Consider the following 19,124-nt stretch of genomic DNA (forward strand, 5'->3'; position numbering starts at 1 on the left):
ACGGCGCAGGTCACCGCCGGTAGGGCGCCCCTCCGCGGTCCGTACGGAAGGCCCGGCCGGCCGCCGCGGCGGTGGTCCCGGGGACCGTGGCGGCGAGCAGCGCGCTGCCGATCAGGGTGCGTCGGGACAGGGGCGGGGCCATGTGCCCCTCCACGGGCGATCGGGGACGGTCGCTCTGTTCGATAGGGAGAACCTCGTACGTGGCACCGGACGGTCCACCAGGCGCTGGAGGGGAGGTGAGGGGGCGTCGACGGTACTGGCAGGTTCGGTGGTCGAGGCGGTGGCCCGGTACCGTCACCCCTCATGGGGGAGACGACGACCGACCTGGACCTCGAGGCGTACCGCGCCGAACTCACCGGATACTGCTACCGGATGCTGGGCTCGGCCTTCGAGGCCGAGGACGCGGTGCAGGAGGCGCTGCTGCGGGCCTGGAAGCACGTTGACCGCTTCGAACAGCGCGCGTCGGTGCGCACCTGGCTCTACCGCATCACCACCAACGTGTGCCTGGACGCCCTCGCCGCTCGCGGCCGGCGCGCTCTGCCGATGGACCTCACCGCCCCGTCCGCCGGTGCCACGTCACCGGGCGCGCCGCTCGACGCCGGGACGTGGGTCGAGCCCTGCCCGGACAGCGACCCCGCGCGGGCGGCGACCGCCGACGAGTCCGTGCGCCTCGCCTTCGTCGCCGCGCTCCAGTACCTCGCGCCCAAGCAGCGCGCCACGCTCCTGCTGCGCGAGGTCATGGGTTTCTCCGCCAAGGAGGTCGCCGAACTGCACGAATGCAGCGTGGCCTCGGTCAACAGCGCGCTCCAGCGGGCCCGCGCCACCCTCGCCGCGCGCCGCGCGTCCGACGGGGAGACCGCCGCCGAGCCGGCCGGCACCGTCCGCTCGGCCCTCGCCCGCCGCTACGCCGCCGCGTTCTCCCGCTTCGACATGGAGGAGCTCGGCATGCTGCTCCACGTAGACGCCACGCTCTCCCTGCCGCCCTACACCGTATGGATACGCGGCGCCTCCGACATCCGGGCCTGGTGGACCGGGCCGGCGGTCGGCTGCCGAGGGTCCCGGCTGGTGCCGGTCACGGCGAACGGGTCACCGGCCTTCGGTCAGTACCGGCCCGCGGGCGAGACGTACGAGCCCTGGGCGCTCCAGGTCCTGGATCTGCGCGGCGACCGGATCGCCGCCATCCACGCCTACCGGGACACCGAACGGCTGTTCCCGCTGTTCGGGCTGCCGGAGAGCATCCCCGCCTAGCCGGGCCGGCCGGCCGCCCGGCCGATCGACTCCACCAGGGGCAGCAGCCGGTGCGGGACGCGTTCGCGCAGCGCGACCTCGGTGCGGGTGCGGACGACGCCGGGCAGGCTGATGAGCTTCTGGATGACGTCCTCCAGGTGGGCGTTGTCGCGGGCCACCACCCGGGTGAGCAGGTCGCCCCCGCCCGTGATGGAGAACGCCTCGACGATCTCCGGCACGGACGCCAGCGCGTCGCCCACGTCGTCGAGGTGCCCCTGCGTGACCTCGATGTGCACGAACGCCAGCACCGGATGGCCGAGCGCGGCGGGGGAGAGGGCGGGGCCCGTGCCCGTGATCACGCCGTCCCGCTCCAGCCGGTCCAGGCGGGCCTGGAGCGTGCCGCGGGCCACGCCGAGGATGCGGGCGTACTCGCGGACACTGGTGCGGGGCTGCTCCAGGAGCAGTCGCAGAATGCGGGTGTCCAGTTCGTCCACGGACATGGCGGACGGCCTCCTCGTCGCCTGTCGATCTTCACCGACTGTACCAATGGCCCATCGCCGCGCACCCCGGCTGGTCCACGGTCGGTGGTCCGTTGGCCCTCCTCTGGCCGACACCGGAGCGCTGCTGGTGGGCCATTGGCTCACTGCTTGCGGGTCGACTTGAGCCAGTGGCGGCCGGGATGCTCTCATGGAGTCGTCGATGGCGCTGCGGATCCCGCGGCGCCTTTTTCATGCCGGTCGTCATGAGGGGGCGGTACACAGTGCTGAAGAGGGTGTTCGTGGCTCCGGACCCGGGGTGGACGCGGCTGCGTTTCGCCACGCGGGCCGTCCTCGGCATCGGGCTCGCCGTCGTCGTCTGCGGGCTGGCGGGGCACTCCCTCGTCGGCGCCGTCATCGGCGGTCTCGCCGCTCTCCTCGCCCTGTTCACGGTCACCGACACCACGATTCGCGGCCAGGCAGTCACCACCGTCCTGCTGCCGGCCGTCGGTCTGCCGGTGCTCGCCCTCGCGGCCGAGCTGCACGACCACCCCGTCGCCCGCGACCTCGTCTTCCTCGCCGTCGTCGGCGCCGGCGTGTACGCCCGCCGCTGGGGGCCGCGCGGCCACAGCCTCGGCGTGTTCGCGTTCATGACGTACTTCATCGCCCAGTTCCTGCGCGCCACCCCGGACCGCCTGCCCGAGCTGTACGCCGCCGTCCTGCTGTCGGTGCTGTCCGCGGCGGCGGTGCGCTTCGGGCTGTGGTGCTACGAGCGCCGGCTGCCCCCGCCGCCCGCGGTCGCCCCGCCGGGCGGCACCGGGCTGGCCCGGATCACCACGCGGCAGGCCGTGCAGGCCACCGCGGGCGCGGGGTTCGCCCTCGTCGTCGGGCAGCTGGTGTCGGGGCAGCGCTGGTACTGGGCCGTCGGCGCCACCTGGTGGATCTTCGTCAACACCACCTCGCGCGGCGAGACCCTGGTCCGCGGCTTCCGCCGGGTCCTCGGCACGGTGATCGGCATCGGCCTCGGGCTGCTCGTCGCGGTCCCCGTGGCCGGTGATCCCGTGGTCAGCTGCGTCCTCCTCGCCGCCTGCGTCTTCGGGATCTTCTACACGGCCGCCGTGTCCTACACCTGGATGATGCTCTGCGTGACGCTGCTCGCGTCGCTGCTCTACGGCCTGCTGGACCTGCTCGACCCGGCCCTGCTCGCGCTGCGGCTGGCCGAGACGGGAGTGGGGGCGCTCGGGGCGGTCCTTGCCGTGCTGTTCGTCCTTCCCGTCACCACCCACGCCGTCACCGACGCCTGGATCCAGCGCGCCCTGACCTGCGTCCGGGCCGCCACCACCGAGGCCGCCGCACGGATGGCGGGTGTCCCGGACGCCGACCCGGCGCCGCGCGTGGCCGAACTGGAGCAGCTCCTCGGCCGGGTACGGCTCGCGGTCGCGCCGCTCGTGCACCCGCTGAACCCGATGGTCGTCCGCAAGCGGCGCGCCCGCCAGGTCCTGGCCCTGCTCGACGACTGCGCCCGCGAGATCCGCGGCCTGGTCGCCGTCGCCGCCGACCCCGAGGCCTCCCACGACGCCCGCCTCGCCACCGCCTGCCGGCGCGTCGAGGCCACCGTCCAGGCCCTCATCGACAGCCCGGCGAGCAAGGGCGCTCCCGGCCCGGCGCCGGCCGCCCCGCTGCCGGCCGCCGAGCCCGCGCTGGCCCACCTCCACGGCCTCGAACGCGCCCTCGCGGAACTGGCGACCCCTTTGCGGGCGCCTTCCGGGTCCCCGCTCGTGGGGGCGTGAAGAGGGGCGGGCCCGGCACACCGTACCTCGCCGCCCCCTTGGTCTAGACCGCAGCTGCTACCGTCGCCTCCACGGGCAGTCGACCGAAAGGGGACAGCGGTGGCAGACGGCGGCATGCGGCGGGTGCGGGCGTTCGTCGGGTCGTTCACGGCGGCGGGAGGTCCTGGGGTGCTGATGGCGGCCGTCGAGCCCGCTGACGGCTCACTGGCCGTGCTGGGCGGCGTCGACGGCCTCCCCGACCCCTCCTACCTGGCGCTCTCACCCGACGGCGGCACGCTGTACGCCGTCAGTGAGACGGCCGACGGAGCGGTCGCCGCGTACCGGGTCGAAGGCGACGCGCCCGAACCCGTGGGCAGGCCGGTCCCCGTCGGCTCCGGGCCGACCCACCTCAGCGTCTTCGCCGGGCACCTGCTGACCGCCGACTACGGCTCCGGCAGCGTCTCGGTCGTGCCGCTGCGCCCCGACGGCACGCCGGAGGCCGCCGCCTCCGACGTGCTGCAGCACACCGGCTCGGGCCCGCACACCCCGCGCCAGCAGGGCCCGCACGCCCACCAGGTGCAGCCCGACCCGAGCGGCCGCTGGGCCGTCAGCGTCGACCTCGGCACCGATTCGGTGCGGGTGTGCACGCTGACGGACGGGAAGCTGAAGCTGCACCGCGAGACCGCCCTGCGCCCCGGCTCCGGCCCCCGCCACCTGGCCTTCCACCCCGACGGGGACCGCGCCTACGTCGTCAACGAGCTCACCCCGACCGTCACCGTCTGCCACTGGGACGCCGCCGACGGCACCCTCAAGCCGCTCACCGAGACCCCGGTGCTGCCCGGTGCGCCCGACGGGGACGCCTACCCGTCGGGGATCGTGGTCTCGCCCGACGGCCGGTTCGTGTGGACCGCGGTCCGCGGCGAGGACGTCCTGTGCGTGCTCACCGTCGACGGCGACGAACTGCGCCTGGTCGCCACCGTCCCCTGCGGCGGTCACTGGCCGCGCGCCCTCACCGCCTTCGGCGGCCACCTCTACGTCGCCAACGAACGCTCCGGCGACGTCACCTGGTTCCACCTCGACCCCGCCACCGGCCTGCCGCGGCGCACCGGCTCGCTGCGGGTGCCCGCAGCGTCCTGCGTCGTCGTCGGCTGACAGCGCGAAGGGCCCGCTCCCCGGCCGGGAGAGCGGGCCCTTCGGTCGTACGGCGTCCAGGGCCGGCCCGGGTCAGCGGACCGGCGCGCCCTGCGCGGCCTGGGGTGCGATGCCCAGGGCCGTGGTGTACTGCGCCAGCGCGAGCTTGCCGATCGCCGGGTAGGGGCCGAGCGCCTCGGCGGCGGGGCAGCCCGCCTCCTGCGCGGCCGCCTCGATCAGCGAGGCGTCGATCTCCGGGCCGATCAGGTACGGCGCCAGCGCCAGCTGCTGCGAGCCGGAGGAACGCAGCTGATCGGCGACGGACGCGATCGAACCCTCCTGGTCGAGCGCCGCGGCCATCACCGGCACGGCCAGCCGCGCGGCGAGCAGCATGCCGGTGATCCCGGCCGCCTGCACGGCCTCCTCGCCGCCCACGGACGCCAGGATGATGCCGTCCGCCGCAGTGGCCACGGTGAACAGCCGGGCACGGTCGGCGCGGGCCAGACCGGCCTCCGACAGCCGCACGTGCAGCGCCTCGGCGAGCAGCGGGTGCGGGCCGAGCACGTCGGTCAGCTCGGCGGCGACCCGGCTGTCCATGACGGCCTGGCGGACCTGGCGCAGCAGCGCGCCGTCCGGGCCGGCCAGCAGCGGCACGACGACCGCGACGGGGCCCTCGGGCTCCTTGGCCTCTAGGCCGGCGGCCAGCGTCTGCTCGTAGCGGGCGGTGCGCTCGTCTGCCGCGTGCGCGAGCACGGTCTGCAGCGACGGGAACTCCACGTCGTTCCCGTCCAGATACCCGATCCGGGCATCGAGGCCGGGGAGCTCGGAGCGGGCGATGCTCACGATCTCCTCGGCGAGGCCGCGGGTGGCGGCGCTGGGCGTGCCCGGAACCGCGAGGACGAGCGCGGGCGCGCCCTCGGGAGCCGCCAGCGGCTCGGGTCGGCGGTGCCGCCCGGGCTGGCGGGGGCGCGGCATTCGTACAGGCAGGCCGGACGCGGGCCCAGTGGGGGAGCTCATGGCGCCGCATGTTACTGGTTTCCTGGGCTCCCCTGTTCGGGGAGGGGGCAGGTGAGCGGTATCCGTCCGGTTTTGTCTGATGAGTTCTGATGAGTTACGGGTGGATCGGCCACGATCCGTCCACAACTCGGCCCCTCTCGGCGCCCGTCACCCTTGTGACCGCTCTTATGGCCGATCGTCACCCCTCAAGGGCCATGACCTGCAGCATTCGCTCGTCGCCGGGCAGCGCGAGCCGCCCCTGCGCGAGGGCCGTCGCCACGCGCACCGCGCCCAGCAGCGGATCGCCCTCCGCCTCCACCTGCCGCGCCCGGGGCAGCCGCCGGACCAACTCCTCGCCCAGCGGCTCCAGCAGCGGCGCACCCATGCGGAACAGCCCGCCCGTGAGCGCGATCACCGCATCCTCCTCGCCGGGGCAGACCGCGGCCGCGGACTCGGCGATGTGCCGAGCCGCGGTCGCCAGGATCCGCCCGGCGACCGGGTCCTCGTCCGCGCAGGCGGCCACCTGCGGCGCGAACGAGGCCAGCACGGCGGGCCGGTCGGGCCGCGGGTACAGCTTGCCGGGCAGCCCCGGCATCGGCCCGAAGGCCTCCTCGGCGCGCGAGAGCAGCAGCGCGGAGCCGCCGTCGCGGCCGTCGTGGGCGCGCAGCGCCGCCTCCAGGCCGGCCCGGCCGATCCAGGCACCGCTGCCGCAGTCGCCCAGCAGATGCCCCCAGCCGTCCGCCCGGCGCCAGCGCTCCAGGTCCGTACCGACCGCGATCATGCCGGTGCCGGCCGCCACCACGGCACCCGGCCGCGCACCGAGGGCGCCCAGGTACGCGGTGACCGCGTCGGCGGCGAGCGCGACCGTCCCGACGCCGAACTCCCGCCGCAGCGCGCCCGGCAGTTCGGCGCGCAGCGCGTCCCCCAGCGTGCTCAGCCCGGCCGCGCCGACAGCGGCGGCGCGCAGTTCGGCGATCCCCGTCTCCGCTGTCAGGGAGCGGACCAGCGGGGCCAGTTGGGCCATGAGGTGGTCGGCGTCGATGCCCCGCGGCCCGGTCCGTACCGGCACCGCCGACTCGCGCCGCGCCGACACGGCACCGTCCGCCGTACCGACGACGACCCGTATGCCGGAGCCCCCCGAGTCCACGGCGAGGAACCCGGCACGTCGGTCCCCGGGGCCGGCGCAGAACGCCGGCGTCGGCAGCGGCCGGGCTCCGGTCACGGCAGGCGCCAGTCCACGGGCTGGCCGCCCTGCTGGATCAGCAGGTCGTTGGCCCGGCTGAACGGCCGCGATCCGAAGAAGCCGCGGTCGGCGGACATGGGGGAGGGGTGCGCCGACTCCACCGAGGGCAGGCTGCCCAGCAGCGGCCGCAGATTGCGGGCGTCGCGGCCCCACAGGATCGACACCAGCGGCTTCCCGCGTGCGGCCAGCGCGCGTATCGCCTGCTCGGTGACCTCCTCCCAGCCCTTGCCGCGGTGCGCACCCGGCTTGCGCGGAGCCGTGGTGAGCGCCCTGTTGAGCAACAGCACGCCCTGCTGGGTCCAGGACGTCAGATCGCCGTTGGACGGCTGGGGGAGACCGAGGTCGGAGTGCAGCTCCCGGAAGATGTTGATCAGGCTGCCGGGCAGCGGCCGTACCTCGGGCGCCACCGAGAACGACAGCCCTACCGCGTGCCCCGGAGTGGGATACGGGTCCTGCCCGACGATGAGGACGCGGACCTCGTCGAAGGGCTGCTGGAAGGCCCACAGGACGTTCGCCCCCGCGGGGAGGTAGGTGCGCCCCGCGGCGATCTCCCCCCGGAGGAAGTCGCCCATCTCGGCGATCCGCCCGGCCACGGGTTCCAGGGCCTTCGCCCAGCCGGCTTCGACGATTTCATGCAACGGTCGTGGTGCCACGGCGTCACCCTACTGCCGTACGGGGCAAGGCGATCAACCGGTGGCCCACGACGGAACTTAAGGCCCTCATGAGACCACCGCGGCCCGCACGCACAGCACGTCCGGCAGATGCGAGGCCAACTGCCGCCAGCTGTCGCCGTGATCGGACGAGGCGAACACCTCTCCGTTGCGGTTGCCGAAGTACACCCCCGCCGGGTCGGCGTCGTCGGTGCACAGGGCGTCGCGCAGCACGGTGCCGTAGTGGTCCTCCTGCGGCAGGCCGGCCGTGAGCGGCTCCCAGGACTTGCCGGCGTCCTCCGTGCGGTAGACCCGGCAGCGGCGGTCGGCCGGGACCCGGTCGGAGTCGGCGTTGATCGGGAACACGTACGCGGTGTCGCCGCGCTGCGGATGGGTCGCCACCGCGAAACCGAACGTCGAGGGCAGACCGGCCCCGATGTCCGTCCAGTGCGCCCCGGCGTCGTCGCTGCGGTACACGCCCCAGTGGTTCTGCAGGTACAGCCGGTCCAGGGCCACCGCGTCCCGCGCGACCTTGTGCACGCACTGCCCGAACTCCGGGTTCGGGTCCGGCAGGAACACCGCGGAGACACCGGAGTTGGAGGGCGCCCAGCTCGCGCCGCCGTCGGACGTGCGGAACACCCCGGCCGTGGACACCGCGACCGTGATCTCCCGGGGGTCGCGCCGGTCGGTGAGGACGGTGTGCAGGCCCTCGCCGCCCCCGCCGGGCACCCACTGCGAGCGCGTCGGGTGCTCCCACAGGGGGCGCACCAGGTCGAAGCTCTCGCCGCGGTCCTCCGAGCGGTACAGCGCGGCCGGTTCCGTGCCCGCGTACACCACGTCCGGCTCGGCGGCCGCCGGGTGCAGCTGCCACACCCGCTCCAGCGAAGCGCCCGTGTCGGGCGGGAACTTGACGGCCGGACTGGCCGGTTCGGTCCAGGTCCGGCCCAGGTCGTCGGAGTGGAACACGGACGGGCCCCAGTGGGCGCTGTCCCCTCCGGCCAGCAGACGCGGGGTGTCGGTCCGGGTGTCGATCGCGACCGAGTACACGGCCTGCGCGTTGAAGTACGGGCTCTCGTCGAACTCCCATGTGCCCCCGCGCCGGCGCCCGAGGAACAGGCCCTTCCGCGTGCCCACGGCCAGCAGTACGTCGGCCATGCCGATCACCTCCGCAGTGCTTTGACGTCTTCGTCCAAGACACCGGCCAGTCTGCACCCCACCACTGACAGTCACCCCTGGAAGCCGCGTCGCCGCAGGTCAGCGCGTGTCGACGGGCGGCGGGGCACGTCCGTGGACGCCGCAGCGGGAGCACATCTCGGCCACCGTCGGGGGACTTTTCACGAAGTCGCCCGCACGGTCGCCCGGCCCGTGGCACCTTCATGGCCGGGCTCCCCCTGAGCATCGGCGGGCCGCCGCCCGTATGGGAGGCCGGTGGGGTGCTCGTGTGCCGGTGAGGAGGCGGGCTTCGATGGGCCTGCGGGGTGTGAGGGGTCGACGCGTGCGGTGCGTTCCGGGTGGGCGGCGTGTGCGCAGGGTCTGGCTGTGGCGCTGGCGGCGCAATCCGCTCAGGCGCCGCTGCGACGCGGTCGAGGCGTGGGTGCTGCTCGGGGCGTGGGCGCTGACCGTGCTGTGCGGGGTGCTCGCCGGAGCGGGCGTCGCCGGGGCAGTGGAGCGGGGGATGGCCCGCGAGCGTGTGGAGTGGCGCCCCGCCACGGCCCGGCTCACCGAGCGCGCGGCCGGTACGTCCGCCCTGCCGGCCGCGGCGAACGGCTCCCAGGTGTGGGCGAAGGTCGGCTGGACCGCACCGGACGGCTCCCCGCGCGCCGGGCAGGCGCGGGTCCGCCCCGGCACCGCCGAGGGCACGCCGGTGACCGTGTGGATCGACCGCACCGGACGCCTCGTCACCCGGCCCGCCACCGCCGCCCAGGCCCGTGTCCGCGCCGCCCTCGTCGGCACCCTCGCCGGCCTCGGCGCGGCCACCGTCCCCCTGGCCTGCTGCCGGGCCGTCCGCGGGCGCCTGGAAGCCCGCCGCCTCGACCAGTGGGCCACCGACTGGGCCCGCTTCGACCCGCTGTGGGGCCACCGCACGGGGTAGGAACCGCCCGTCGAGCCCGGTCGACGGGCGGGGGGAGGCACGCGGGCCGGCTCCCGGGCCGCCGCTGCACAGCACCCCTCCCACCGCGACGACTCCCCGGGCCGGGGGCAGGGGACCCTCCGGGCGCCCGATGCCTCAGTGCCCGGACCCGAGCGCCCACTCAGGAACCTCCGGCCGCCGGATGCCTCAGTGACCGAACCCCAGCGCCCGCCCGAGGATGCCCTCCAGGTCCGCCGAGTCCGGCAGGGTGCCGAAGGCGTGGCCCCAGTCGCCGGCGAGGCGCGTGGCGCAGAACGCGTCGGCGACGGCGGGCGGGGCGTGCCGGACGAGGAGGGAGGCCTGCAGCGCGAGGGCCATGGCCTCCACCAGACGGCGGGCGCTCGACTCGGACGCCGTGGCGAGACCGTCCTTCAGCCGGGCCACCGCCGCGTCCAGCCGCGCGTCCGCCCCCTGGGCGAGGGCGAGTTCGGCGAAGAGCGCCTCGGCCGTGCGCGCGTCGCGGGTCAACGCCCGCAGGACGTCGAGGGCGTTGACGTTCCCGGAGCCCTCCCAGACGGACAGCAGGGGCGCCTCCCGGTAGTGCCGGGGCATGCCCGAGTCCTCGACGTAGCCGTTGCCGCCCAGGCACTCCAGGGCCTCGGCGGTGAAGGCGGGACCCCGCTTGGTGACCCAGTACTTGCCGACGGCCGTGGCGATCCGGCGGAACGCGCGCTCGCCCTCGTCCCCGCGCACGGCGCGGTCGGCCGCCCCCGCCAGCCGCAGCGTGAGCGTCGTCGCGGCCTCCGACTCCAGCGCCAGGTCGGCCAGCACATTGCGCATCAGCGGCTGGTCGGCGAGGCGCGCGCCGAACGCGCTGCGGTGCCGCGCGTGATGGCCCGCCTCGACGAGGGTGCGGCGCATCAGGGTCGCCGACGCCATCACACAGTCCAGCCGGGTGCAGTTGACCATCTCGATGATCGTCTTGACGCCCTGCCCCTCGGGCCCGACCAGCCAGGCCACCGTCCCGTCGAACTCGGGCTCGGAGGAGGCGTTGGAGCGGTTGCCCAGCTTGTCCTTCAGCCGCTGGATGCGGAAGGCGTTGCGGGTGCCGTCCGGCAGCACGCGCGGCACGAGGAAGCAGGACAGCCCGCCGGGCGCCTGGGCCAGCACCAGGAACACGTCGCACATCGGTGCCGAGGTGAACCACTTGTGCCCGCGCAGCGTGTAGACGCCGGGCTCCGAAGTCGGCGCCGCGACCGTCGTGTTGGTGCGGACGTCCGAGCCGCCCTGCTTCTCGGTCATCCCCATGCCGGCCAAAAGGCCGCGCTTCTGCGTCGGCACCCGCAGCCCGGGGTCGTACTCCCGGCTGGTCAGCAGTGGTTCGTAGACCTTGGCCAGCTCCGGCTCCCGGCGCAGCGCCGGGACCGCCGCGTACGTCATCGAGGTGGGGCAGCCGTGCCCGGCCTCGCTGTGCCCCCAGACCAGCCCGCCGGCCGTCCGCGCGACGTGCGCGCCCGGCCGGCCGTCCGCCCAGGGCGCCCCGGCCAGGCCCTCGGCGACCGCCACGCGCATGAGGCGGTGCCAGCTCGGGTGGAACTCCACCTCGTCGACGCGGTTGCCCCACCGGTCGTGGGTGCGCAGCTCCGGCTCGTGCCGGTTGGCCTGCTCGCCCCACTCCTGCGCCTCGGCCCCGCCCGCCAGCAGCCCGAGCCGGCGCAGGTCCGGCTCCGCCCAGCCCGCGCCCTCGCGCCGCAGCCCCTCCAGCAGGGCCACGTCCTCGGAGGCGTCGTAGGGGGCCAGCGGCGGGGCCTGGTTGGTGACGTCGTGCGTCGTGGACGGCAGGGGTGCGGGTGTCGAGACCATGGCGCGAGTGTTGCATTGCCGCTGCGGTCGCAGCAATAGTGCAACAGTCGTATGCCGCACGTACAGTACGAGGCCATGCGCAGCCACCACACGAGGTCGCCCCGATGACCGCCCCGGACGCCCTGGACCTTCGTCCGCTGTCCGCGCGGTCCGTCGTCCTCAGCCTGCTGCTGGGCGCGGACCCGCCCGAGATGGCGGCGAAGGACCTCGCCCGCGCGGTGGCCCCGTTCGACGTCGGAGGGTCGACCCTGCGGGCCGCGCTCAGCCGGATGACGGCCGCCGGCGACCTGTGCCGCACCAGCAGCGGCTACCGCATCGGCGAGCGGCTGCTGGAGCGCCGCCGCCGTCAGGACGACGCCGTCCGGCCCCGCACGCGCGCGTGGGGCGGCGACTGGGAGATGGTCGTCGTCACGGCGACCGGCCGCGAGCCCGCCGAACGCGCCGAGCTGCGCACCCGGCTCTCCGGTCTGCGGCTCGCCGAACTCCGCGAGGGCGTGTGGCTGCGCCCCGCGAACCTCGCCCGGGAACTGCCCGACGACCTCGGGCAGGTGGCCCAGCGGTACACCTCCCGCCCGGCCCGGCCCCCACGCGAACTGGCAGCGAGCCTCTGGCCCCTTTGGACCTGGGGGGACACGGCCGAAGCCCTGCTGGCCCATGTCGCGCGCGTGGAGCGTCCGGCCGACCGGCTCACCGCCTACGCGGCCGTCGTACGGCACCTGCTGGCCGACCCGGTCCTGCCCGACGAACTGCTGCCCGCCGACTGGCCGGGCACCGCCCTGCGCGGCGCCTACGCGTCCTACCGGCGCGAACTGGAGGTGCAGGTGCACCGTACTCCTGGCACGGGATCACCTTGCGCGAGGCGCCGTTGTGGATCGTGATGTCGGATCGCGCAGGGTGGCCACCTCGTTGCGGTGACGTGGATGCCTGTCGTGGGGGTCCGCGGGCCGACTCGGTCATGGTGTTGAACGGAAGGTAGAGGGAAGCGCTTACTGGCCAAGAGGGCGTGGGAGCGCTTCCACGACGGGCGTGTCCATGCCACCATGCCTGTCGGGACGTCTCTCTCACGAAGGGGCAGTCGATGTCGACTCCACGTATGTGTACGTACGTCAGCGGGCTGATCGACCGCACCGGCAGAACCCCCGGCAGAACCCGCGTCCTGCTGAGCACCCTCGCCGCACTCCTGCCCCTGCTGCTGGCCCTGCTCACCGCGCCCCCGGCCGCCGCGCGCCCCGCCGAGGCCCCGGCGGCCGCGCCGGCCGCCGCGCTGACCGAGGTCACCGGCTTCGGCGCCAACCCCAGCAATCTGCAGATGTACCTGTACGTGCCGGACAGCGTCACCGACCACCCGGCCGTCGTGGTCGCCGTGCACTACTGCACCGGCTCCGGGCCGGCGATGTACAGCAACACCGAGTACGCCTCACTGGCCGACCGGTACGGCTTCATCGTCGTCTACCCGTCCGTCACCCGCGCCAGCAAGTGCTTCGACGTCGCCTCCCCGCAGGCCCTGCGGCGCGACGGCGGCAGCGACCCGGTGGGCATCAAGTCGATGGTCGACTGGGTGGTGCGCACCTACGCCGCCGACACCCGGCGCATCTTCGCCACCGGTATCTCCTCGGGCGCGATGATGACCAACGTCCTGCTCGGCGACTACCCGGACGTCTTCGCCGCGGGCGCCGCCTTCTCCGGGGTCCCCTTCGCCTGCTTCGCCACCACCAACGGCTCCGAGTGGAACAGCGACTGCGCGAACGGCAGGGTCATCCGCACCCCGCAGGCCTGGGGCGACCTCGTCCGCGGGGCCTACCCCGGCTACACCGGGCCCCGGCCCCGGATGCAGCTGTGGCACGGCACCGAGGACGACGTGCTGCGCTACCCCAACTTCGGCGAGGAGATCAAGCAGTGGACGAACGTCCACGGCCTCGCCCAGACGCCCACCACCACCGACAGCCCCGCCCCCGGCTGGACCCGCACCCGCTACGGCGGCACCGGTGACCGGGCCCCCGTGGAGGCCATCAGCCTCCAGGGCGTCGGCCACAACCTCTACGCCTCCGGCATGGGTGCCCGGGCCATCACCTTCTTCGGCCTCGACACCACCGGCCCGGCCCCGCAGCCCCAGCCCGGCGGATGCCGGGTCACGGTCACCACCAACGCCTGGAACACCGGCCTGACGGCCTCCGTGACGATCACCAACACCGGCAGCACGGCGGTCGACGGCTGGAAGCTGGGCTTCACCCTGCCGGCCGGCCAGAGCATCACCAGCGGCTGGGGCGCCGCCTACGCCCCCGCCGCCGGCACGGTGACCGCCACCAATGTGTCGTACAACGGCACGATCGCGCCGAACGCCGGCGTCGGCATCGGCTACCAGGCGACCCACACCGGCAACAGCGCGGCGCCCGCCGCCTTCACCCTCAACGGTGCCCCCTGCACCACCGGCTGACCCGGCCCTCGTCAGGCGGCCCCGGACGCCGACCCGGGGCCGCCTGCACGTCCGCCTCCGTCCCGGACGGGTGAGCGGCCGGATCTTGGGCACTCGGCGGTGCGCAGAGGCCGATCACCGACCGGGAGGCGAGTAGAGCCATGCCACGCGAGACCTCGCCCGCCGGCCCTTCCCGGCAGCCACGCCGCGCGCCCGCGGCCGGAAGGGCGAGCCATGCCGCCGAGAGCGCGCCGAGCGCGGTCCGGGCCGGGGCGCCGGGCGCCCGCCGGACCGCCGCGTACGCGGGCGCCGGAGTCCTCGGTGCCTCCGCAGGGGCGGAACGGCCCGTCGCGCCGTCCGTCGTCCGGCTCACCCGGCCGAAGCCCGGCGTGCGATCGGGCACGGGGAAGGCGACGGCGTCCTCCCCCTCCCCGTCCCACGCCCGGGGCGCGACCGCCGCCGGCCGGCCGAACGCTCCCGCGGGGACCGCCCCGCGCACACCGTCGCACCCGGGACACACCGGGTCACATCACAGCCGTACCACCGAAGGCGACTGAGGAGGCGGGCCGCAGATGGGGCTGATCACCGCAACCACGGGGGCGGTACTCGCGGGACCACGGCTGCTCGCGCGCGGTGCCGTGCCCGCCGCCGGAGCGGCCGCCGGCGCGGCGGCGGGGGCCGCGCGAGCCGGAGTGCGCGGCGCCGACAGCGCGGCGCGGGTCGCCCGCGTCGCACGCAACGCCCTGCCCGGCGGGGAGCGGTCCTGGCGCTCCGGGCGGCGGGCCCACCTGGCACTGCAGACCACCGCACCCGCGCGGGTGCAACGCGCGGGCGGCACCCAGCACGCCCTGCGCAAGACCGCCGCGGCGCTCGCCGAGCGCCCCGACGTCGCCTACGCCTACTGGGACGGGGGCCTGCGCCGGCTGGTGGTGGCCGCCGTCGACGACGCCGTCGCGGACCGCGTGGTCGAGCGGGCCACGGCCCTCGCCGCCCGGCACGGCCTCGGTCTGGCGGGCGGCGGTGTGGAGGAGTTCGCCCACCCCGGCGACCCGAGCGGGGTGCGGTTCGCCGCGGCCGCGCTGGCCGCCGACGTGGCCGGCGCCGCCGTCGCGGTCACCGCCCGCGCCCTGCGGCTGCCCCCGGCGCCCCGGATGGTCACCGCCACGGTGTCGGTGCTGCGCGAGAACCCCGCCTTCCGCGGCCTGCTGCGCTCGCGCCTCGGCCGCTCCCGCTCGGACCTGCTGCTGGCCGCCGTGCACGCCGCCGCGCGCGGGGCGGGCCAGTCCTCCACCTCCCTGCTGCTCGCGGCCTCGCTGCGGGCCCTCCAGCTCGCCGAGACGGTGGCCCGCGCGGCCGCCTTCGACGCCGACCACGACCGGCTGTGCGTGCCCGGCGTCGAGGACGTCGCCGCCGACCGCTGGCCCAGGCCACCGCTGCGCAGCACCCCCGCCGAGGACTACGCCGGCTCCGCGTCGACCGGGCGGCTCCTCGGCGCCGCCGCCGCGCTGCTCGTCAAACGCGACATGAACGAGGCCGCCGAGGCGGCACTCGCCGGTTCGCCCAAGGCCGCCCGCTACGGGCCCGCGGCCTTCCACGCCGTCCTCGGCTGCGCGCTCGCCCGCACCGGGGTCCTCGTCCGCGACACCGACCGGCTGCGGCAGCTGGAGACGGCCGGGACGCTGCTGCTGCACCCCAGCGCGCTGTGCCGGCCGGGCGAGTCGGGCGACGACGTCTGCGACCCCTGGGGCGAGGCCGTGCTCGACGTGGCACGGCGGGCCGGGATGCGGATCGTCGTGGTGGACGACCCACTGGCCGGCGAACTCACCGCCCTCGCCGACCAGGTGGTGGAACCCGGACGGCCGCTCGCCGACGTCGTCGCCGACCTGCGCGGGTCCGGCGGCACGGTCGTCACCGTCGCGCGGCCGCGGTCCGCCGACGACGAGGACGTGCTGTCCGGCCTGCTGGCCGGCGACCTCGCGATCGCCCTCACCGACCCCGGTGCCGCCGTCGCCTGGGGAGCCGACGTCCTCGCCGTGCACGGCATGGTCGACGTGTGGCGGCTGCTGGCCGCCGTCCCGGCCGCCCGCCGCGTCGGCAACCACGCTCAGGTGCTGGCCAAGTCCGGTGCCGCGCTGTCCGGGCTGCTCGTCGCGATCGGCGAGTCCCCGCACGGCGAGCGGCGCAGGGGACTGGCCGCACTGCGGGACGTCCCGGTCGAGACGGCCGCCGCCGCCTCGCTCCTCAGCGGGGTGCGCGCCGCCCTCGGCGTGGCCGTCACCAGGGCGCCGCGCCCGCGGCCGCGCGTGGCCTGGCACGCCCTGGAACCGGACGCCGTGCTGTCCCGGCTGGAACAGGATCCCGGCGCACGGCCCGAGGGGCTGGCCCGTACCGCGGACCTGGTGCGCTCCCGTGCCCGGGCCGTCGGACGGACGCCCGTGCTGGCGCCGGCCCGCTGGACCCTGAGCCTCGCCCGGGCGGTGCGCGGCGAGCTGGACGACCCGCTCACCCCGATCCTCGCCGTCGGCTCCGCCGCCGAGGCCGTCCTCGGCTCCGCCGTCGACGCCCTCCTCGTCCTCGGCGCCCTCGACCTCAACGCGCTGGTCGGGGGCGCCCAGCGGCTGCGGGCCGAGCGCGCGCTGTCCAAGCTGGTGGCCGAGCAGAAGCGGAAGGCACGGCTCGCTCCGCGGGAGCGGGCCGACGCCGGCGAGGACACCGCGACCTCACCGTCGTACGGCACGACCGCCGCCGGCGAATCCGCCGGCGAATCCGTCGGCGAATCCGCCGGCGAATCTGTCGGCGACGAGCCCGCCGACGGCCTCCGTACGGTGGACGCCGCCCGCCTCGCCCCCGGCGACGTGATCGACCTGCGCTCCGACGACGTGGTGCCCGCCGACGCCCGGCTGCTGTGGCAGGACGGCCTGGAGGTGGACGAGTCCGCGCTGACCGGTGAGTCGCTGCCCGCGGACAAGCAGCTGGACGCCACCCCGCAGGCGGCGGTCGCCGACCGGCACTGCATGGTGTTCGAGGGCACGACCGTGGTCGCGGGCCGGGCCCGTGCCGTGGTCGTCGACACCGGCGACCACACCGAGGCGCACCGGGCCGTCGCCCTGGCCGCGCGGACGCCCCCGTCGGCCGGTGTGCAGGCGCGGCTGCGCGAACTCACCGAGAAGGCACTGCCGTTGACCCTCGCGGGCGGCGCGGCCGTCTCGGGCCTCGCCCTGCTGCGCGGTACGCCGATCAGGGAGGCGGTCAGCGGCGGCGTCGCCGTCGCCGTCGCCGCCGTACCCGAGGGCCTGCCGCTCGTGGCCACGGTCGCCCAGCTGACGTCGGCGCGCAGGCTCAGCCGCCGCGGCGTCCTGGTGCGCACCCCGCGCACCCTGGAGGCGCTGGGCCGGATGGACACCCTCTGCTTCGACAAGACCGGCACCCTCACCGAGAACCGGCTGCGCCTGATCCGCGTCTCCGACGCCGCCGGAGCGCTGCACCGGCCAGGCGAGGACGGCGCCGACCCCGCCCTGCGCGCGGCGGCACGGGCCTGCCCGCGTCTGAACGGCGGTGACGAGCGCCCCGCCCACGCCACCGACGAGGCCGTGCTGGACGCGGCCGGCCCCGACCCCGACTGGGAGCAGAGCGAGGGCCGGCCCTTCGAGGCGGCCCGCGGGTACGCCGCCGCTGTGGGCCACGCGGCGGACGGCACCCCGGTGCTGGTGGTCAAGGGCGCCCCCGAGACGGTCCTGCCCGCCTGCCGCGACCTGCCCCACGACGCGTCGGACCGGGCCCACGGGCTGGCCGCCGACGGACTGCGGGTCCTCGCCGTGGCCCAACGGACCCTCGGCGCGGGGGAGTCGGCGGCGGAAGTCCTCGAAGAGCCCCTCCAGGAACTGGAGTTCGCCGGCCTGCTGGGCCTCGCCGACGCACCCCGCGAGACGTCCACGGCCCTGGTCGAAGGGCTGCGCGGGGCGGGCGTACGACCGGTGATGCTGACCGGCGACCACCCGCAGACGGCCCGCGCCATCGCGGCCGAACTGGGCTGGCCGCAGGACACGGTGGTGGTGACGGGCGAGGAACTGGCCGCCGCGGACCGCTCCGTGCGGGCCCGGCTGCTGCGCGATGCCGGAGTCGTCGCGCGGGTCGCGCCCGAGCAGAAGCTCCAGGTGATCGAGGCGCTGCGGGACGCGGGCCTGGTGGTCGGCATGGTCGGCGACGGCGCGAACGACGCCGCGGCGATCCGCGCCGCCGATGTCGGTGTCGGCATCCAGGCGCGCGGTTCGGCGGCCGCCCGCAACGCCGCCGACATCGTGCTCACCGGCGACGACCTGACGGTGCTCATCGAGGCCGTGGGGGAGGGGCGGGCCCTGTGGCACGGGGTCGCCGACGCCGTCGCCATCCTGATCGGCGGCAACGCGGGCGAGGTCGGCTTCGGCATCCTCGGCACGCTGCTCTCGGGCGCCGCGCCGCTGTCCACCCGGCAGATGCTGCTCGTGAACCTGTTCACCGACCTGTTCCCGGCGATGGCGGTCGCCGTGACGCCGAAGGGCACGCAGGGAAGCGCGGAGGACGGCGTGCCCGAACCGGGTCCGCAGCCCCTCGGCACCTCGCTCCTCGGCGCCCCGCTGATCCGGCAGATCCGGCACCGCGCCCTGACGACCTGCCTCGGCGCCTGCGCGGCCTGGCTGCTCGGCCGCTTCACGCCCGGCACCCGGCGCCGCTCCACCACGATGGCCCTGTGCGCCCTGGTCGGCACCCAGCTCGCCCAGACCCTCGCCGACCGCCGCGGCAGCCCCCTCGTCCGTGCCACCGCGATAGGCTCCGCGGCCGCGCTGTTCCTCCTGGTCGAGACCCCGGGCGCCAGCCAGTTCTTCGGCTGCACCCCGCTGGGCCCCTTCGCCTGGGCGGGCGTCGCCGCCGCGATCACCCTGGCGATCACGGGCCAGCGGGCCCTGCCCCGCCTGGAGCGGACGGTGTCACGGCTGGCCGGGTGAGACCCGCCGGGGGTGGGCTCGGGGGAGCGGCCGGCCATGCTGGGGCTGTCCGGGGCCGGGCTTGGAGGTCGTCTGGCCGGCCCCCCGGCGCCGTCGCGGTCGGGGCTCGGGGAAGCGGCCGGCCCGGTGGGGCGCCGGGCCAGGCTCGGGGAGCGGCTGACGCCCGGGGCCACCGGGGCCGGGACTGGCGGAGTGGCCGGGCCGCGGGGCCACCGGCGGCCGGGCTCGGGGAGCGGCAGGCCCGGCGGGGCAACGGAGGCCCGGCCCTGGGAGCCGTCGGCCCCCTGAGGCACCGCGGGCGGG

The 19,124-nt window shown here is 75.9% G+C and carries 14 protein-coding genes; 7 read left to right on the top strand and 7 right to left on the bottom strand.

Annotated elements, in window-relative coordinates; genetic code table 11:
* Window positions 1-10 precede the first annotated feature (10 nt).
* A complete protein-coding gene (locus tag ACIGXJ_RS13775) occupies window positions 11-142 on the bottom strand; it encodes a hypothetical protein (protein ID WP_399644186.1) in 132 nt (43 codons plus the stop codon).
* 161 nt (window positions 143-303) lie between these two features.
* On the opposite strand from ACIGXJ_RS13775, the gene ACIGXJ_RS13780 reads away from it, so the two are divergent.
* Complete coding sequence (locus ACIGXJ_RS13780) at window positions 304-1,248, top strand: sigma-70 family RNA polymerase sigma factor (protein WP_399644188.1); 945 nt, start codon at window positions 304-306, stop codon at window positions 1,246-1,248.
* Here ACIGXJ_RS13780 and ACIGXJ_RS13785 read toward each other — a convergent pair.
* Window positions 1,245-1,727, bottom strand: coding sequence for an Lrp/AsnC family transcriptional regulator (locus ACIGXJ_RS13785; RefSeq protein WP_399644191.1), 483 nt, complete (start codon window positions 1,725-1,727; stop codon window positions 1,245-1,247). The two genes, ACIGXJ_RS13780 and ACIGXJ_RS13785, sit on opposite strands and share 4 nt — an antisense overlap.
* Before the next feature lie 260 nt (window positions 1,728-1,987).
* Between ACIGXJ_RS13785 and ACIGXJ_RS13790 the strand changes: the two genes are divergently transcribed.
* Window positions 1,988-3,493, top strand: a complete 1,506-nt coding sequence (locus ACIGXJ_RS13790) for an FUSC family protein (protein ID WP_399644193.1) — start codon at window positions 1,988-1,990, stop codon at window positions 3,491-3,493.
* Between the two features lie 99 nt (window positions 3,494-3,592).
* Window positions 3,593-4,624, top strand: coding sequence for a lactonase family protein (locus ACIGXJ_RS13795; protein ID WP_399644195.1), 1,032 nt, complete (start codon window positions 3,593-3,595; stop codon window positions 4,622-4,624).
* A gap of 72 nt (window positions 4,625-4,696) precedes the next feature.
* Here ACIGXJ_RS13795 and ACIGXJ_RS13800 read toward each other — a convergent pair whose 3' ends face one another.
* The 4 genes from ACIGXJ_RS13800 to ACIGXJ_RS13815 all read right to left on the bottom strand — a co-directional run bounded on the left by ACIGXJ_RS13800 (window position 4,697) and on the right by ACIGXJ_RS13815 (window position 8,647).
* Window positions 4,697-5,620, bottom strand: coding sequence for a sirohydrochlorin chelatase (locus ACIGXJ_RS13800; RefSeq protein WP_399644197.1), 924 nt, complete (start codon window positions 5,618-5,620; stop codon window positions 4,697-4,699).
* Window positions 5,621-5,798: 178 nt separating this feature from the next.
* Window positions 5,799-6,821 (bottom strand): N-acetylglucosamine kinase, encoded by a 1,023-nt coding sequence (locus ACIGXJ_RS13805; RefSeq protein ID WP_399644200.1) that lies wholly within the window; start codon window positions 6,819-6,821, stop codon window positions 5,799-5,801.
* Window positions 6,818-7,495 carry a uracil-DNA glycosylase gene (locus tag ACIGXJ_RS13810; RefSeq protein WP_399644202.1) on the bottom strand — a complete coding sequence of 226 codons (678 nt, stop codon included), beginning with the start codon at window positions 7,493-7,495 and terminating at the stop codon, window positions 6,818-6,820. The genes ACIGXJ_RS13805 and ACIGXJ_RS13810 overlap by 4 nt, the downstream gene beginning before the upstream one ends.
* A gap of 66 nt (window positions 7,496-7,561) precedes the next feature.
* Window positions 7,562-8,647 (bottom strand): WD40/YVTN/BNR-like repeat-containing protein, encoded by a 1,086-nt coding sequence (locus tag ACIGXJ_RS13815; RefSeq protein WP_399644204.1) that lies wholly within the window; start codon window positions 8,645-8,647, stop codon window positions 7,562-7,564.
* 367 nt (window positions 8,648-9,014) lie between these two features.
* Between ACIGXJ_RS13815 and ACIGXJ_RS13820 the strand changes: the two genes are divergently transcribed.
* Entirely contained in the window at window positions 9,015-9,584 is a 570-nt protein-coding gene (locus ACIGXJ_RS13820) for a hypothetical protein (protein WP_399644206.1), read from the top strand.
* 186 nt (window positions 9,585-9,770) lie between these two features.
* Here the strand turns inward: ACIGXJ_RS13820 and ACIGXJ_RS13825 are convergent, their stop codons facing one another.
* The gene (locus ACIGXJ_RS13825; RefSeq protein ID WP_399644208.1) at window positions 9,771-11,426 is read right to left on the bottom strand and encodes a DNA alkylation response protein; all 1,656 of its coding nucleotides are present in this window, start codon (window positions 11,424-11,426) and stop codon (window positions 9,771-9,773) included.
* A 104-nt stretch (window positions 11,427-11,530) separates the two neighbouring features.
* Between ACIGXJ_RS13825 and ACIGXJ_RS13830 the strand changes: the two genes are divergently transcribed.
* The 3 genes from ACIGXJ_RS13830 (at window position 11,531) to ACIGXJ_RS13840 (ending at window position 18,821) form a co-directional block, all read left to right on the top strand.
* Window positions 11,531-12,304, top strand: a complete 774-nt coding sequence (locus ACIGXJ_RS13830; RefSeq protein ID WP_399644210.1) for a PaaX family transcriptional regulator C-terminal domain-containing protein — start codon at window positions 11,531-11,533, stop codon at window positions 12,302-12,304.
* Window positions 12,305-12,504: 200 nt separating this feature from the next.
* Window positions 12,505-13,860, top strand: a complete 1,356-nt coding sequence (locus tag ACIGXJ_RS13835) for a PHB depolymerase family esterase (RefSeq protein ID WP_399644212.1) — start codon at window positions 12,505-12,507, stop codon at window positions 13,858-13,860.
* Window positions 13,861-14,411: 551 nt separating this feature from the next.
* On the top strand, window positions 14,412-18,821 hold the full coding sequence (locus tag ACIGXJ_RS13840; RefSeq protein WP_399644214.1) for an HAD-IC family P-type ATPase: 4,410 nt from the start codon (window positions 14,412-14,414) through the stop codon (window positions 18,819-18,821).
* Window positions 18,822-19,124 lie beyond the last annotated feature (303 nt).

Origin of the sequence: Streptomyces sp. NPDC053367, assembly GCF_044545925.1 — a bacterium.
Taxonomy (GTDB): Bacteria; Actinomycetota; Actinomycetes; order Streptomycetales; family Streptomycetaceae; genus Streptomyces.